Origin of the sequence: Aeromonas sp. R7-2 (assembly GCF_040908105.1) — a bacterium.
Classification (GTDB): Bacteria; Pseudomonadota; Gammaproteobacteria; order Enterobacterales; family Aeromonadaceae; genus Aeromonas; species Aeromonas caviae.
On the sequence record NZ_JBFODC010000036.1, the window covers coordinates 259,480 to 274,889 of the forward strand.

The window sequence follows — 15,410 nt, forward strand, 5'->3', positions numbered from 1 at the left end:
GTTGTCACAACTTCGTCATAAAAACGTTTTATTTTCAAAGGCGTCGTGTTATACGGATGGTGAAAACCATAAAACCAAGGAGGGAGCCATGGACATGTTCAACTTCGATTTTGACGAGGTCGTTGAGCTGGGTTCACGTAGCCGCGGGACAACGGGAAAAAAACGCAAATGGCGTGAGATTGAGGCGCTTAAAGACAAGCACCGCCTGCAAAAGGAGCTGCAGGCCATCGACATCGCCTATGAAGGATCGGACGACCTGGAGCTCTGATACGCCCACGTCGCCCATGTTTCACTCCAGCGAGTGGAGCCATAAAAACAGCGCCCCGGATTGACCGGGGCGCTGTTTTTATGGGTGAACCTCCTGTCAGGCTGCAGGCAGCGAGAGCTGTTTGGCCAGCGCCTGGAAGTGCTGGCTCACCTCCGCCCCGAACAGGGGATCATTGATGGCCCGGTTCTGCCAGAGCTGTTCGAGATGACGCCAGTCATCCTCGGTCAGGGAGTCGCGCAGATGGGGGAAGATGACCCCTTCCTCATAGTTCATGTGCGCCTCCTGCTGCTCGATGAACTGCTCCAGACGGGCCACGAACTGATCCAGCGGGATGACCGCATCCATCAGGATCATCTCCACCATCTCCTTGAGCTCGGTCCCTGCATCCAGCAGACGGGCGTGCTCCTCGTGCAGCCGGTTGGCCACCTCCCCCTCCACCACCCTGTATTTCAGGTAGTAGTCATAAATCATGTCTTCCTTCGGGTGGTGGTACTTGTCGGATACCTCGCGCAGATAATCCACCACATCCCGCAGCAGGAAGTAGCTCACCGGCTGCTCATTGCGAATGGCCGCCAGCTTTTGCTTGAGCAGCGTCAGCAACCGGGTGATGTTGAGGTGGTCCTTATGCAGACTGGATAACATGGGCACTCCTTGCACTGAAATGAGAAAACGTCTGTCTCGAGTATACGGTCATTTATTGCCTGAACTTTGCACTCAATCAAGTCGGATGCAGACAGCGGCTGCACCAGCCTCTCACCACAGGGGGCACAGGGGGCACCATTTCCCCTGTGCATGCACGGCGTCAGGCCGCCGGATCGGCGCAGACCGAGAGCCAGTCGATGGGACTGCGTCCTTGCTGGACCAGCAGGCGATTGGCCTCGGAGAAGTGGCCGCAACCGATGAAACCGCGATGGGCAGAGAGCGGACTGGGATGGGGGGCGCTCAGCACATGGTGGCGCGACCGGTCGATGAAGCGCCCTTTCTTCTGGGCATGAGCGCCCCACAGCAGGAAGACAACTCCCTGGCAATGGGCATTGATCCGCTCGATGACCCGATCGGTAAAGGTCTCCCACCCCAGGTGGGCGTGAGAATGCGCCATGCCCGCCTGTACCGTCAGCACCGTATTGAGCAGCAGCACTCCCTGTCTGGCCCAGGATTCCAGGAATCCGTGATGGGGTGTGACAAAACCCGGCAGATCCCGCTGCATCTCCTTGTAGATGTTGACGAGGGACGGCGGCGTGCGCACTCCGGGCAAGACGGAGAAACAGAGGCCGTGCGCCTGATCCGGGCCGTGATAGGGATCCTGCCCCAGGATCACCACCTTGACGTCATCCAGCTCGGTCAGTTTGAAGGCATTGAAGACCTCGGTCGCCGGGGGATAGATCACCTTGCCCGCCTCCCGCTCGGCCCTGACGGTGGCCAGGGTGTCCATGAAATACGCCTGCTCTTTCTCCGAACCAATCACATCTTTCCAGGTCAGCACACCCGTCTCCTCTCGTTGTGGATCCACTCCTTCCATCCTGGCTGGCATGCCAACCTCTCCCCACTCCCCGCCTTCTGTCCAGCTTGGCACCGCTATCTCCTCGGTCAATAGAGCAAGGGGCTCAGGATAGGGTCCTCGCCCCCAAGACGCAACCGCATGGAGGTCAGGCTCAGTCTGGCCAGCCTGGGAAGTGGCGGCGGCGTTCACGGGCAATGACCGGGTCTGCGTCGACACAGGAATAACAGGGCGTCCTTCGGACAAACCTCATGGGCAGGTCGGTTTTCGCTGACGCCAGAAATAAATCCTAAAGGTGTAGTTAAATTACTAGATATGAATAATAAAAAATGCATAATTCATATATCTTACAAAAACAGAAAAATGATCTGTTTTTGATTCAACTCAATGATTTAATCCCTTTCAATGCGCGCAAAGTGGGGTTTTATTGATTTGGATCAATTTTCGTAATATTACCATCGTGGTATATATGGCCCCAACGAAGTAAAGGTGTAAGGCAAGGCCCCGTTAAATCATTCCTTCCAAGAGGTGGTTTAAAAACATCAGGGTAATGTGCTTACCGTTGAATCCGCTTTCCTATGAGGAGTCATACCATGATCAAGGGCATCCAAATCACCCAGTCCGCCAACGCCGCTCTGCTGAACTCTTTCTGGCTGCTGGACGAAGAGAAACAACAGGCTCGCTGCATCTGCGCCAAGGGCGACAGCTTTGCCGCCGATCAGGAAGTCAGCCTCTCCGACCTGGGTCAATTCGAATACCGTGAACTGCCGGTTCAGCAAGAGCCTGTGGTCGAAGGGGGTCAGCACCTGAACGTCAACGTACTGCGCCGCGAAACCCTGGAAGACGCCATCGCCAACCCGGAAAAATACCCGCAGCTCACCATCCGCGTCTCCGGTTACGCCGTGCGTTTCAACGCCCTGACCCCGGAGCAGCAGCGTGACGTGGTCACCCGCACCTTCACCCAGAGCCTGTAAGGCGCCCTGCGTAAAGAGATAAAAAAACGGCCCCCTCGGGCCGTTTTTTCATGGGTGATGATCGCCGCCGGAACCTGGCTCAGCTTCGCAGGTCCACCGGCCTTGCCACCACGGGTTTCGCCAGGGCGTCCTGCATGGTGGCCTCGTCGAGCTGATCGCAGTAACGGGCCACCACCAGGGTCGCCACCCCGTTGCCGATGAGGTTGGTCAGGGCGCGCGCCTCCGACATGAAGCGATCAATCCCGAGGATCAGCGCCAGCCCGGCCAGCGGCAGATGCCCTACCGCCGAGATGGTGGCTGCCAGCACGATGAAGCCACTCCCCGTGACTCCGGCCGCCCCCTTGGAGGAGATAAGCAGCACCACCAGCAGGGTGAGCTGATGGAACAGGTCCAGCGGGGTGTTGGTCGCCTGGGCGATGAAGACGGCAGCCATGGTCAGATAGATGGAGGTACCGTCCAGGTTGAATGAGTAACCGGTCGGGATCACCAGACCCACCACCGATTTCTTGCAGCCCAGCGCCTCCATTTTCACCAGCATGCGCGGTAATACGGATTCCGACGAGGATGTTCCGAGCACGATCAACAGCTCTTCCCGGATATAGGCAATAAAGCGCACAATGCTGAAGCCATTGGCTTTGGCGATACTGCCGAGCACCAAGAAAATAAACAGCAGGCAGGTCAGATAGAAGCTAGCAATTAATTGCCCCAGCTGCACCAAAGAACCAATACCGTATTTCCCTATGGTGAATGCCATGGCGCCAAATGCCCCGATCGGCGCCAGTTTCATGATCATGTTGATGATGCCGAAAATAACCTGGGAGAAACCATCGATGATATTGAAGATGGGTTTTCCCTTCTCCCCGATATGATGCAGGGAAAATCCGAACAGGACGGCAAACAGCAACACCTGGAGTATATTGCCGCCGGCAAAGGCACCGATGACGCTGGCCGGTATCACATCCAGCAGGAAGGGAATTATCCCCTGGGACTGGGCCTGATCCGCATAGACGGAGATGGCGCTGGCGTCGAGTGAGGAGGGATCCACATTCATACCGGCCCCTGGCTGCAGCACGTTGACCACGCACAGACCGATGATCAGGGCCAGGGTGCTCACCACTTCAAAATAGATCAGCGCAATGGCACCGGTTTTGCCCACCGCCTTCATGCTTTCCATGCCGGCAATGCCGGTGACCACGGTACAAAAAATGACGGGGGCGATGATCATCTTGATTAATTTAACGAAGCCATCACCAAGGGGTTTCATATCTGCGCCCAGACTCGGATAGACATGTCCCAGACATATTCCGATGGTGATTGCCAATATCACCTGAAAATAGAGGCTACTGACAATTTTCTTGTGCATGCTCAACGTCCTGTTAATAAGTGTGACTCCACTGACAGCAAATAACGCATGCAGCAGTCTGCGGCGAGAAATAGGGTTATCTCACCCGCTTCATACCTTTTTGCCATCCTGACGGTCGCTACTTTTGCATGTCATAAGAAGCAAATAAGAGACATCAATCACACAATATATTTAACATCATTAACACCACGGAAACATGGTCGCAATGGACGCCGAAGAGCACCAAATGAAAATGACGGAAATAAAAATGCCCCGCATGGCGGGGCATTTTTGATAGTAAAAATCGCGATCAGGCGGAGGTATCGAGGGGCTCGAAGCCCTTGACGAGATCGTCGATGGCCTTCATCTGCTTGAGGAAGCCTTCCAGCTTCTCCAGCGGCAGGGCGCTCGGGCCGTCGCAGCGGGCAATTTTCGGATCCGGGTGGGATTCGATAAAGAGACCGGCCAGGCCCACCGCCATGCCGGCACGGGCCAGCTCGGTCACCTGCTCGCGGCGACCGCCGGAGGCCGCTCCCAGGGGATCACGGCACTGCAGGGAGTGGGTGACGTCAAAGATGACCGGATAGCCGCCGGTGCTCTTCTTCATGACGCCCAGGCCCAGCATGTCCACCACCAGGTTGTCATAGCCGAAGTTGGCACCGCGCTCGCAGAGGATCAGGCGATCGTTGCCACACTCCTCGAACTTGTCGGTGATGTTCTTCATCTGGCTTGGGCTCAGGAATTGCGGCTTCTTGATGTTGATGACGTTGCCGGTGCGGGCCATGGCCTCCACCAGATCGGTCTGGCGCGCCAGGAAGGCGGGCAGCTGGATGACGTCGACCACCTCGGCGACCGGTTTGGCCTGATGGGGCTCATGCAGATCGGAGATCACCGGCATGCCGAAGGTCGCTTTCAGCTCCTGGAAGATCTTCATCCCCTCTTCCAGACCCGGGCCGCGATAGGAGTGGATGGAGGAGCGGTTGGCCTTGTCCCAGCTCGCCTTGAACACGAACGGGATGCCGAGCTTGCTGGTCACTTCCACGTACTTCTCGCACACCGCCATCGCCATGTCGCGGGATTCCAGCACGTTCATGCCGCCGAACAGCACGAAAGGTTTGTCGTTGGCGACGTCGATCTGGTTGACCTTGATATTCTTCTGTTCCATCTCAGGGATCCTTAATGGAGGGGTTTGGGACTGAGGTCCAGGGTGGCCAGCTGGGTTTTCAGCACATCGGCCACGGGATCATCAGGGCATTGTTCAATAAAGTATTCGAAATCGTCGGCGGCAAAGCGCGGGCAATCGAGTTGCTCATAGATGAAGCCCCGATCCCGCGTCTCCAGCGGATCGCCGGGCTTCATGCGCAGCAGCAGCTCGCTGCAGCGCAGCGCCTCCGTCATGCGCTCCTCGCGCAGCAGGGCGCCCTTGCTGACATTGAGCAACCGCTCGATGATCTCCCACTGCCCCGATGGCTGCAGATGATCATCGCTCAGACTCGCCAGGTTGCCGAGGGCACCGCGCAGCAGCAGTTCGATGCGGTGCCGGCTCAGTTCATCACCGTTGAAGGGGTCCACATAGACCTCCCCGTCCAGACCGGCAAAACTCAGGAGGAAATGGCCGGGGAAGCAGATCCCCTCCACATCCAGCCCTATCTTGCGACCCAGCTGGATGAGGAGGATGCCGAGACTGACCGGGATCCCCTTGCGCCTTGCCAGCACCTGGTCCAGATCGCAGTTGGCGGACGAGAAGTAATCCTGCCAGTCGCCACGAAAGCCCAGGGTCTGGTAGAAACCCTGCAACAGCTGACGGCGCACCTCGTCGCAGTCTCCCTCGGCAATCGTCTCGTCCAGCCAGGCATCGAGGCGGGCAAGCTCGGCCTCTCCCGTGCCGCCATGGCCCCGGATCTCGTCGCTCACCGACAGCGCCAGCTCGGCCAGATCGTGAGCCTCGAAGTCGGTCCACTCATCCACACGTATCATCGTCATCCTTCCTAGCCGAACAGGCTGGCCTGCTTTTGCACCGCAAGCTTGGCGATAAAGAAGATCCACCCCAGTGCGCCCAGGAAGGCAAACCAGCGGATGCCGTTGCTGCGGGCCAGACGCAGCGCCATCATGGCCAGAAACGCCACCACCAGGATGGACGTCAGCTTCTCGGCCAGCCAGGGAATGGCATTGTTGAGGGGGTTGAGACCCAGCACCATGCAGAGCAGCACACCGGAGAGCACCACCAGGCCGTTGAGCCAGCCGCTGATCTTGAGGGTGCGGGCGCCCCCTGCCAGCGCGGAGCCGGTCTGCAACCAGTAAAAGCGCAGGATAAACATCAGCACGGCCCCGGCAATCAGGGTGAGGTGCAAATGCTTGAGAACAACATACATAAGATTTCCTTGAACAGGGGCAGACCGGGCCCGCCCGTCATATCACTGAGCCAGGCGCCCCAGGGTCACCCGCTCGTTATCGCCGTAATCGCGCACGGTTTCCACCTGGACGTAGCCTTGTTGCAGCAGGAGTTGACGCACCGCCTCCCCCTGATCCCAGCCGTGTTCCAGCAACAGCCAACCACCTGGCACCAGATGGGCGGGCGCCTGAGTGACGATGAGGCGGATATCCGCCAGCCCCTGCTCCTCCGCCACCAGGGCGGAGCGCGGCTCGAAGCGCACGTCCCCCTCGTGAAGATGGGGGTCCGTCCCGTCGATGTAAGGCGGGTTGGAGACGATCATCGCAAAGCGCGGTGCATCCGAGAGCGGCGCAAACCAGCTGCCGTCGCGCACCTCGATGGGCAACCCCAAGGCGGCGCTGTTGGTGCGGGCCAACGCGGCCGCGGCCGGCATCCTGTCCACCGCCCATACATCGGCATCCGGTCGCTCAGACTTGAGTGCAAGGGCGATGGCACCGGTGCCCGTGCCCAGATCCAGCAGGGCGCAGGGGCCGCCCGGCAGGCGGGCCAGCGCCTGTTCCACCAGCACCTCGGTATCGGGGCGCGGGATCAGGGTGGCCGGGCTCACTTTCAGCGGCAGCGACCAGAACTCCCGCTCGCCGATGAGGTGGGCAATGGGCTCACCATTGAGGCGACGGGCAAGCCAGCCCGCCAGGGTCGCCTGCTGGGCGGCATCGAGCTCGTGCTCCGGCCAGGTCATCAGATAGCTGCGCCGACAATCCAGCAGATGACAGAGCAGGGCATCGGCGTCGGCACGGGGGGATTCCCCGGAGGCCAGGGTCGCCATGATATGGGCGCGGGCCTGCTGGATCTGCATCAGTTGCTCTCGGCCAGGGAGGCGAGCTGATCCGCCTGATACTCCTGCACCAGGGGGGTGATCACGCAGTCCAGATCCCCTTCCAGGATGTCGCCCAGACGATAGAGGGTGAGGTTGATCCGGTGCTCGGAGAGACGCCCCTGGGGATAGTTGTAGGTGCGGATGCGCTCGGAGCGATCCCCGGAGCCCACCAGGTTGCGGCGGGTACTCTGCTCGGCGGCGCGGTGGCGTTCGTCCTCGGCCGCCTGCAGGCGAGCGGAGAGCACCGACATCGCCTTGGCGCGGTTCTTGTGCTGGGAGCGCTCGTCCTGGCACTCCACCACCAGCCCGGTGGGCAGGTGGGTGATGCGGATGGCGGAGTCGGTCTTGTTGACGTGCTGGCCGCCGGCACCGGAAGCGCGGAAGGTGTCGATCTTCAGCTCGGAGGGGTTGATCTCCACCTGCTCGGCTTCCGGCACTTCCGGCAGCACGGCCACGGTACAGGCGGAGGTGTGCACCCGGCCCTGGGATTCGGTCTCGGGGACTCGCTGCACCCGGTGGCCGCCGGACTCGAACTTGAGGCGGCCGTAGACGTGCTCGCCGTCCACCTTGGCGATCACCTCCTTGTAGCCACCGTGTTCGCCGTCATTGCAGCTGACGATGGAGACACGCCACCCCTGACGCTCGGCGTAGCGGGAGTACATGCGGAACAGATCCCCCGCGAAAATGGCCGCCTCGTCGCCACCGGCACCGGCGCGGATTTCCAGATAGCAGTTGTTGTCATCCTTGGGGTCGCGCGGCAACAGCATCACCTGAAGCGCCTGCTCCTGCTCCTCGAAGGTCGCCTTGGCGAGCGGCAGTTCCTCCTGTGCCATCTCCCGCAGCTCGGCATCCTCTTCCTCCAGCATCAGCCGGGTGGTGTCGAGGTTCTCTTCGGCCTGGCGGAAACGCTGGAAGGCGTGAACGATATCTTCCAGCTGGGCGTATTCCCGGGTCAGGGCGCGGTATCTGTCCTGATCCGAGGCGACCCCGGGCTCCCCGAGCAGGGCCTGTACTTCTTCATGGCGCTCGATGAGGCCTTCCAGCTTTCTGATCAATGAGGGGTTCATGACTCTTGGATTCTCGATGGAGGACGGGACGGCAAAGGGCCGTCCCAACACTATGATTCTTGTGACAATCCCAGCACCTGGCGCAGTTGGGCCAGCTTGTGGCTGTCCCCCTGGGCGGCGGCCTGGCGCAGGGCCTGGGTCGGTGCGTGGATCAGCTTGTTGGTGAGGCGATGGGCCATGGCCTTGAGCGCCTGCTCGGCATTTTCACCCTGTTGCAGGGCCAGCAGGGCCCGCTGCAACTCTTCGTCGGCGACCTGCTGTGACTGATGGCGATAATCGCGAATGAGATCCACCGAGTGCTGGCTGCGATACCAACCCATGAACTCGTCGCGCTCTTCCTGCACGATGAGTTCCGCCTCGGCGGCCGCCCGCTTGCGGGTCTCCAGGTTCTGCTCGATGATGCCCTGCAGATCGTCCACCGTGTAGAGATAGGCATCGGAAAGCTCGTCTACCTCGGCTTCGATGTCGCGGGGCACGGCGATATCCACCAGGAACATGGGCTTGAAGCGACGCGCCTTGAGCGCCCGCTCCACCATGCCCTTGCCGATGATGGGCAGGGGGCTTGCCGTGGAGCTGATGACGATGTCCGCCTCGTGCAGGTAGTCCGGGATCTCCTCCAGGGTCATTACCTGGGCACCGAACTCCTCTGCCAGCAACTGGGCCCGTTGCAGGGTCCGGTTCGCCACCATCATCCGGGTCACGCTCTGCTCGCGCAGGTGGCGGGCCACCAGTTCGATGGTTTCGCCGGCGCCCACCAGCAGCACCTTGGTCTGGGAGAGGTCGGAGAAGATACGGCGGGCCAGGCTCACGGCGGCGAAGGCTACCGACACCGCGCTGGCGCCGATCTCGGTGTCAGTGCGCACCCGTTTGGCCACCGAGAAGGATTTCTGGAACAGGCGCTCCAGGGATCCTTTCACCGCATCCGCCTGCTGGGCGTGGGCGTAGGATTGCTTGATCTGCCCCAGGATCTGCGGCTCCCCGAGCACCAGGGAGTCGAGGCCGCAGGCCACCCGCATCAGGTGTCGCACCGCCTCCTCGTCCTGGTGCCGGTAGATGGCGGAGAGCACCTCGCTCGCCTCCAGCGCGTGGAACCGCTGCAACCAGTTCAGCACCTGCTCCCCCTGCCCCTGCTCCAGGCTGCAATAGAGCTCGGTGCGGTTGCAGGTGGAGACGATCACCGCCTCGCTGACGCCAGGCTGCTCCACCAGCTCACGCAGGGCGCGATCGATGCGGTCCGGGCCAAAGGCGACCCGCTCCCGCAAGGCGACACTGGCGGTGTTGTGGTTGATTCCGAGGGCAAGCAGACTCATGGGTGGGTGATGATCGTTTCATGCACAGGGTGTAGAGGCCGACAATTGTACGAGAAAGGGTAAGTCTTTAAAAGCAATACGGCCGCCCCTTATACTGTCGCAAACCTCATCTGCGGAGCTCCACCTTGTTGTTGCGTATCTTCTCCCTCGCCTGCCTGCTGGTGCTGGCGGGCTGTACCACCACCCAACCCCAGCGGGATCAGGTCAACTGGCAGCAGGAGCGCGCCCGCCTCGAACGCCTCACACACTGGCAGTTGTCGGGCAAGATGGCCATCATCACCGCCCGCCAGAAGGGCAGCGCCCGCCTCAACTGGCAGCAAAACGGCGACGACTATCGCCTCAACCTCACCAGCCTCATCGGCACCCATATTCTGGAACTCTCCCGCACCGGCGGCGAGGTGACTCTGCTCGACAACGACGGAAAACAGCACCAGAGCCAGGATGCCGAGCTCCTGGTCTATCAGCTCACCGGCTGGCACATTCCGGTGGCCGGGCTGCCTGAGTGGATCAAGGGATTGCCGGGGCAGGCCGAATTCGAGCTCAACCCCGATGCCAGCCTCGCCAGCGTGCGCGACGGCCAGTGGCAGATCGTCTACGGGGACTATCGGGATCAGGACGGCTATCGCCTGCCCCACCTGCTCACCATGACCGGGCAGGAGAGCCGTCTCAAGCTGCAGATCAACGAGTGGACCCTGGCACCATGATGCACGACCAGGCGCCGATCCGCTGGCCCGCCCCGGCCAAGCTCAACCTCTTCCTGCACGTCAACGGCCGCCGCCCCGATGGCTACCACGAACTGCAGACCCTCTTCATCTTTCTCAACCACGGCGACTGGCTCGAATTCGAGCCGATCCCCGGCAGCGACCAGCTCACCTTGAGCCCGGCCATTCCCGGCGTGCCCGATGAACAGAACCTCATCATCCGGGCTGCGCGACTGTTGCAGAGCCGGTTGGCCAGTCCGCAGGGAGCCCATATCCGGCTGGAGAAGGTACTGCCCATGGGCGGTGGCATCGGGGGCGGCTCGTCGGACGCGGCCACCACCCTCGTGGCCTTGAACCACCTCTGGCAAGCCGGCTTGAGTGAAGACGAGCTGGCCGAGCTCGGCGTGCAGCTGGGCGCCGACGTGCCGGTGTTCGTGCGGGGCAAGGCCGCCTTCGCCGAAGGCGTGGGGGAGCGGTTGCAACAGATCGAGGTGCCGGATGCCTGGTACCTGGTACTCAAGCCGGATTGCCATGTGGCCACCGCCGCCGTGTTCCAGGATCCCGACCTGCCCCGCAACACCCCCAAGATGACCCTGGACAATCTGCTGGCAGGAGAGTGGAAAAACGATTGCGAGCTGCTGGTGAAAAAGCGCCACCCCGAGGTTGCCAATGCGCTCGGCTGGTTGCTAGAATACGCGCCGTCAAGAATGACGGGCACTGGCGCCTGCGTCTTTGCTCGATTTGAAGACGAAATGGCTGCTCGGAAGGTGTTGGCAAGAGTGCCGAAAGGCTGGGATGGGTTTGTCGCCAAGGGCGAGAACATATCACCACTCTTCGTCACTTTGCAACAAGTGAGTGATTGGGGTATCGCCAAGCGGTAAGGCAGCGGGTTTTGATCTCGCCATTCCTAGGTTCGAATCCTAGTACCCCAGCCAACTCTCTCCTTGTTGAGGCCGCATCGGGAGGTGTTGACCTCGTCGATGTGTCTTGGGCCAATCTGACGCGATGGCGCTCAAGGTGGATTCCCGTCCACCCACCCTGCGGGTGATGAGACGCCATCCTCGACATCGCCCAGAGACCTTGTCCGTCATCTTGCTAAATCGTTTGCCCCCAAACGATACGGGTCTAAAATCAGACTCCCCACATACTGGATGCAACCCCGAGGTTTCAAACCGTGCCTGACATGAAGCTGTTTGCTGGTAACGCAACGCCGGAACTAGCCCAGAAGATCGCAGATCGCCTGTTTATCAAACTCGGCAATGCTGCCGTAGGTCGCTTTAGCGACGGCGAGATCAGCGTACAGATCAACGAGAATGTACGCGGTGGCGATATCTTCATCATTCAATCCACCTGTGCCCCGACCAACGACAATTTGATGGAATTGATCGTCATGGTGGATGCACTGCGTCGTGCTTCAGCTGGCCGTATCACTGCCGTTATCCCCTACTTTGGTTATGCCCGTCAGGACCGCCGCGTCCGCTCCGCCCGTGTGCCCATCACCGCCAAGGTCGTCGCCGACTTCCTCTCCAGCGTGGGTGTGGACCGTGTGCTGACCGTTGACCTGCATGCCGAGCAGATCCAGGGCTTCTTCGACGTCCCCGTCGACAACGTGTTCGGCAGCCCGGTGCTGCTGGAAGACATGAAGGCCAAGAACCTCGAATCCCCCGTGGTCGTGTCACCGGACATCGGCGGCGTGGTCCGTGCCCGTGCCATCGCCAAGCTGCTGGACGACACCGACATCGCCATCATCGACAAGCGTCGTCCCCGTCCGAACGTCTCCCAGGTCATGCACCTGATCGGCGACGTGGCTGGTCGTGACTGCGTCATCGTCGACGACATGATCGACACCGGCGGCACCCTGTGCAAAGCGGCCGAAGCGCTGAAAGAGCGTGGTGCCAAGCGCGTGTTCGCCTATGCGACCCACCCTGTCTTCTCCGGCACCGCCGTTGAAAACATCAAGAATTCGGTCATCGACGAGCTGATCATCACCGACTCCATCCCGCTCACCCCGGAGATGAAGGCAGTCGGCAAGGTCAAGCAGCTGACCCTCTCCTCCGTGCTGGCCGAAGCGATTCGCCGCATCAGCAACGAAGAGTCCATCTCTGCCATGTTCGAGCATTGATAGACCCTGTCGTGACAAAAACCGCCGAATGGCGGTTTTTGTTTTTTTGGGTGCCTGGTGCCAGCCGCCAGCCTCCACTCGGCAAGAGACGAAAACCTCGGACGAGCCACCCCACCCGAGCCCTTCTGTCCTGCTTTTCCCCGACCTTGCCGCACTTTGGTTGAGTGATCGCCACTCGGCGGCTAGAATATTGCGTCCCATTGCCCCGGGTCATCCGCCCATGGCAAGTAGCGAGTGAAGACATCAAGCGTGACAAGTCAAATCAAACTGATTGTCGGGCTGGGTAATCCCGGCCCCGAATATGCCAAGACCCGCCACAATGCAGGCGCCTGGTATGTGGAGCAACTGGCACGCTGGCACAATGTCAGCCTGCGCGAAGAGCCCAAGTTCTTCGGCCACACCGCCCGCTTCCTGGTGGACGGGCAGGATGTGCGGCTGCTCATCCCGAACACCTACATGAATCTCTCCGGCAAAGCCGTGGCGGCGCTCGCGCGCTTCTACCAGATCGCCCCGGAAGAGATCCTGGTGGCCCACGACGAGCTGGACCTGCCTCCCGGCATCGCCAAGTTCAAGCAAGGGGGTGGTCACGGCGGCCATAACGGCCTCAAGGACATCATCGCCAGGATGGGCAACAACAATAACTTCTTCCGGCTGCGCCTTGGCATCGGCCATCCGGGCGCCAAGGAGCTGGTCGCCGGCTTCGTGCTGACCAAGGCGCCCAGCAGTGAGCAGAGTCTGATCGAGGCCGCGCTGGACGAATCCCTGCGCGCCACCGACATCCTGTTCAAGCAGGACATGACCAAGGCCATGAATCGCCTGCACAGTTTCAAGGCCGAGAAAGTCTAGGCCTTCAGCCTGCATCGCCAGGCAGTTCAAGATGACCGGCCCCTGGCGAGATCCCTCGCCTCGGGGTCAAGCAACACGACACGGGCCGCCCGCGCGGCCCCTTGAAGCATCCATCACGTAAGGTAACAATCCATGGGTTTTAAATGCGGTATCGTGGGCCTGCCCAATGTAGGCAAATCCACCCTGTTCAATGCGCTGACCAAGGCCGGCATCGAAGCCGCCAACTTCCCGTTCTGCACCATTGAGCCGAACACGGGTGTGGTCCCCATGCCGGATCCCCGCCTCGACCAGCTGGCGGCCATCATCAATCCGCAGCGTGTCGTGCCGACCACCATGGAGTTCGTGGACATCGCCGGCCTGGTGGCCGGTGCCTCCAAGGGCGAAGGCCTTGGCAACCAGTTCCTGGCCAATATCCGTGAAACCGAAGCCATCGGTCACGTGGTGCGCTGCTTCGAGGACGAGAACATCGTCCACGTGGCGGGCAAGGTCTCCCCGGCCGACGACATCGAGGTCATCAACACCGAGCTGGCCCTCTCCGACCTGGATGCCTGCGAGCGCGCCATCAATCGCCAGTCCAAGCGTGCCAAGGGCGGCGACAAGGATGCCAAGCTGGAAGTGGAAGTGCTGGAGAAGATCAAGGTTGCCCTGGAAAACGGCCAGATGATCCGCGGCATGAAGCTGGACAAGGATGAGCTGGACGCCGTCAGCCACCTCAACTTCCTGACCCTCAAACCCACCATGTACATCGCCAACGTGGCGGAAGATGGCTTCGAGAACAATCCCTATCTGGATCAGGTCCGTGAGATAGCCGCCGCCGAGAACGCCGTTGTCGTGGTCGTCTGCTGCGCCATCGAGGCGGACATCGCCGAGCTGGACGACGAAGACCGCGCCGAGTTCATGGCGGATCTGGGCATCGAGGAGCCGGGCCTGAACCGGGTGATCCGCTCCGGATACGAGCTGCTCAAGTTGCAGACCTACTTCACCGCCGGTGTGAAAGAAGTGCGCGCCTGGACCATTCCCGTAGGTGCCACCGCCCCGCAGGCCGCTGGCAAGATCCACACCGACTTCGAAAAAGGCTTTATTCGCGCCCAGACCATCGCCTTCGACGACTTTATCACCTACAAGGGTGAGCAAGGCGCCAAGGAAGCAGGCAAGATGCGCGCGGAAGGGAAAGACTACATCGTCAAGGATGGCGATATCATGAACTTCCTGTTCAACGTCTAACCCCATGAGAGGCCAGCATTTGCTGGCCTCTTTTTTATCTGGCCAGAGGCGCGATCTGGGTGCGAATGTCGTAAAAAAAACCAGATTGTTGGGCTTTTGCACGACAGCGGCCAATAACTCGCCAAACGCACCCAAATTCGTTTTTTCAAACAAAAAAAGGGTTGACGCCCCAGAGCCAGATACGCATAATTCCGGCCGCACAGTGACGAGGCAACGACTCACTGGAAGCACGGTTGGCTATGTAGCTCAGTTGGTTAGAGCATCGCACTCATAATGCGGGGGTCACAGGTTCGAATCCCGTCATAGCCACCATTTCTAGTTGGGGTATCGCCAAGCGGTAAGGCAGCGGGTTTTGATCTCGCCATCCCTAGGTTCGAATCCTAGTACCCCAGCCATTTTTTGAATGATGTTTGATGGTCTCTGTCAGGCATCGTCGTTGGGGTATCGCCAAGCGGTAAGGCAGCGGGTTTTGATCTCGCCATCCCTAGGTTCGAATCCTAGTACCCCAGCCATTTTTGAATGATGTTTGATAGTCTCTGTCAGGCATCGCTGTTGGGGTATCGCCAAGCGGTAAGGCAGCGGGTTTTGATCTCGCCATCCCTAGGTTCGAATCCTAGTACCCCAGCCATTTTTATGTTCTCTTCCACCTATGTGGTTGACAACAAACGGCTATGTAGCTCAGTTGGTTAGAGCATCGCACTCATAATGCGGGGGTCACAGGTTCGAATCCCGTCATAGCCACCATGTTTGAAAAACGTTCCTTCAATCATCCGATTGCAAAGAACACTG

16 protein-coding genes and 6 tRNA genes are annotated in these 15,410 nt (G+C 60.1%); 13 read left to right on the forward strand and 9 right to left on the reverse strand.

The window, feature by feature from the left end; translation table 11 throughout:
* Positions 1 to 88: 88 nt before the first annotated feature.
* Positions 89 to 268, forward strand: a complete 180-nt coding sequence (locus AB5Y47_RS16525) for a DUF3545 family protein (protein ID WP_010673858.1) — start codon at positions 89 to 91, stop codon at positions 266 to 268.
* Between the two features lie 96 nt (positions 269 to 364).
* On the opposite strand, the gene AB5Y47_RS16530 is transcribed toward AB5Y47_RS16525, so the two are convergent.
* The gene (locus AB5Y47_RS16530; RefSeq protein WP_041212588.1) at positions 365 to 910 is read right to left on the reverse strand and encodes a hemerythrin domain-containing protein; all 546 of its coding nucleotides are present in this window, start codon (positions 908 to 910) and stop codon (positions 365 to 367) included.
* Positions 911 to 1,070: 160 nt separating this feature from the next.
* Positions 1,071 to 1,751, reverse strand: coding sequence for a uracil-DNA glycosylase (gene ung, locus AB5Y47_RS16535; protein ID WP_048207174.1), 681 nt, complete (start codon positions 1,749 to 1,751; stop codon positions 1,071 to 1,073).
* A 608-nt stretch (positions 1,752 to 2,359) separates the two neighbouring features.
* On the opposite strand from ung, the gene grcA reads away from it, so the two are divergent.
* On the forward strand, positions 2,360 to 2,740 hold the full coding sequence (gene grcA, locus AB5Y47_RS16540) for an autonomous glycyl radical cofactor GrcA (RefSeq protein ID WP_010673855.1): 381 nt from the start codon (positions 2,360 to 2,362) through the stop codon (positions 2,738 to 2,740).
* Between the two features lie 79 nt (positions 2,741 to 2,819).
* Here grcA and AB5Y47_RS16545 read toward each other — a convergent pair whose 3' ends face one another.
* From AB5Y47_RS16545 to hemA, 7 genes are all read right to left on the reverse strand, one after another.
* On the reverse strand, positions 2,820 to 4,103 hold the full coding sequence (locus AB5Y47_RS16545) for a dicarboxylate/amino acid:cation symporter (protein ID WP_041212586.1): 1,284 nt from the start codon (positions 4,101 to 4,103) through the stop codon (positions 2,820 to 2,822).
* A gap of 289 nt (positions 4,104 to 4,392) precedes the next feature.
* Positions 4,393 to 5,247, reverse strand: coding sequence for a 3-deoxy-8-phosphooctulonate synthase (gene kdsA, locus AB5Y47_RS16550; protein WP_039039605.1), 855 nt, complete (start codon positions 5,245 to 5,247; stop codon positions 4,393 to 4,395).
* An 11-nt stretch (positions 5,248 to 5,258) separates the two neighbouring features.
* Complete coding sequence (locus AB5Y47_RS16555) at positions 5,259 to 6,059, reverse strand: SirB1 family protein (protein WP_041212584.1); 801 nt, start codon at positions 6,057 to 6,059, stop codon at positions 5,259 to 5,261.
* A gap of 11 nt (positions 6,060 to 6,070) precedes the next feature.
* A complete protein-coding gene (locus AB5Y47_RS16560) occupies positions 6,071 to 6,454 on the reverse strand; it encodes a SirB2 family protein (protein WP_039039603.1) in 384 nt (127 codons plus the stop codon).
* A gap of 42 nt (positions 6,455 to 6,496) precedes the next feature.
* Positions 6,497 to 7,330: a peptide chain release factor N(5)-glutamine methyltransferase gene (gene prmC / locus AB5Y47_RS16565; protein WP_039039602.1), complete on the reverse strand. Its 834-nt coding sequence runs from the start codon at positions 7,328 to 7,330 to the stop codon at positions 6,497 to 6,499.
* Positions 7,330 to 8,418: a peptide chain release factor 1 gene (gene prfA / locus AB5Y47_RS16570; RefSeq protein ID WP_039039601.1), complete on the reverse strand. Its 1,089-nt coding sequence runs from the start codon at positions 8,416 to 8,418 to the stop codon at positions 7,330 to 7,332. The genes prmC and prfA overlap by 1 nt, the downstream gene beginning before the upstream one ends.
* Positions 8,419 to 8,468: 50 nt before the next feature.
* Entirely contained in the window at positions 8,469 to 9,728 is a 1,260-nt protein-coding gene (gene hemA, locus AB5Y47_RS16575; RefSeq protein WP_041212583.1) for a glutamyl-tRNA reductase, read from the reverse strand.
* 125 nt (positions 9,729 to 9,853) lie between these two features.
* On the opposite strand from hemA, the gene lolB reads away from it, so the two are divergent.
* The 11 genes from lolB (at position 9,854) to AB5Y47_RS16630 (ending at position 15,365) form a co-directional block, all read left to right on the forward strand.
* On the forward strand, positions 9,854 to 10,432 hold the full coding sequence (gene lolB / locus AB5Y47_RS16580) for a lipoprotein insertase outer membrane protein LolB (RefSeq protein WP_039039599.1): 579 nt from the start codon (positions 9,854 to 9,856) through the stop codon (positions 10,430 to 10,432).
* A complete protein-coding gene (gene ispE / locus AB5Y47_RS16585; protein WP_261999143.1) occupies positions 10,432 to 11,310 on the forward strand; it encodes a 4-(cytidine 5'-diphospho)-2-C-methyl-D-erythritol kinase in 879 nt (292 codons plus the stop codon). Before lolB ends, ispE begins: the two co-directional genes overlap by 1 nt.
* Positions 11,290 to 11,364: transfer RNA gene (locus AB5Y47_RS16590), tRNA-Gln, on the forward strand. Before ispE ends, AB5Y47_RS16590 begins: the two co-directional genes overlap by 21 nt.
* Before the next feature lie 239 nt (positions 11,365 to 11,603).
* Positions 11,604 to 12,551, forward strand: a complete 948-nt coding sequence (locus tag AB5Y47_RS16595) for a ribose-phosphate pyrophosphokinase (protein ID WP_010673845.1) — start codon at positions 11,604 to 11,606, stop codon at positions 12,549 to 12,551.
* Positions 12,552 to 12,800: 249 nt separating this feature from the next.
* The gene (gene pth, locus AB5Y47_RS16600) at positions 12,801 to 13,397 is read left to right on the forward strand and encodes an aminoacyl-tRNA hydrolase (RefSeq protein WP_041215615.1); all 597 of its coding nucleotides are present in this window, start codon (positions 12,801 to 12,803) and stop codon (positions 13,395 to 13,397) included.
* Positions 13,398 to 13,529: 132 nt separating this feature from the next.
* Positions 13,530 to 14,621: a redox-regulated ATPase YchF gene (gene ychF / locus AB5Y47_RS16605; protein ID WP_010673843.1), complete on the forward strand. Its 1,092-nt coding sequence runs from the start codon at positions 13,530 to 13,532 to the stop codon at positions 14,619 to 14,621.
* A 235-nt stretch (positions 14,622 to 14,856) separates the two neighbouring features.
* Positions 14,857 to 14,933, forward strand: a tRNA-Met gene (locus AB5Y47_RS16610).
* Between the two features lie 8 nt (positions 14,934 to 14,941).
* Positions 14,942 to 15,016, forward strand: a tRNA-Gln gene (locus tag AB5Y47_RS16615).
* Positions 15,017 to 15,058: 42 nt separating this feature from the next.
* Positions 15,059 to 15,133: transfer RNA gene (locus tag AB5Y47_RS16620), tRNA-Gln, on the forward strand.
* A gap of 41 nt (positions 15,134 to 15,174) precedes the next feature.
* Positions 15,175 to 15,249: transfer RNA gene (locus AB5Y47_RS16625), tRNA-Gln, on the forward strand.
* A gap of 39 nt (positions 15,250 to 15,288) precedes the next feature.
* Positions 15,289 to 15,365, forward strand: a tRNA-Met gene (locus AB5Y47_RS16630).
* The last annotated feature ends 45 nt before the right edge of the window (positions 15,366 to 15,410 follow it).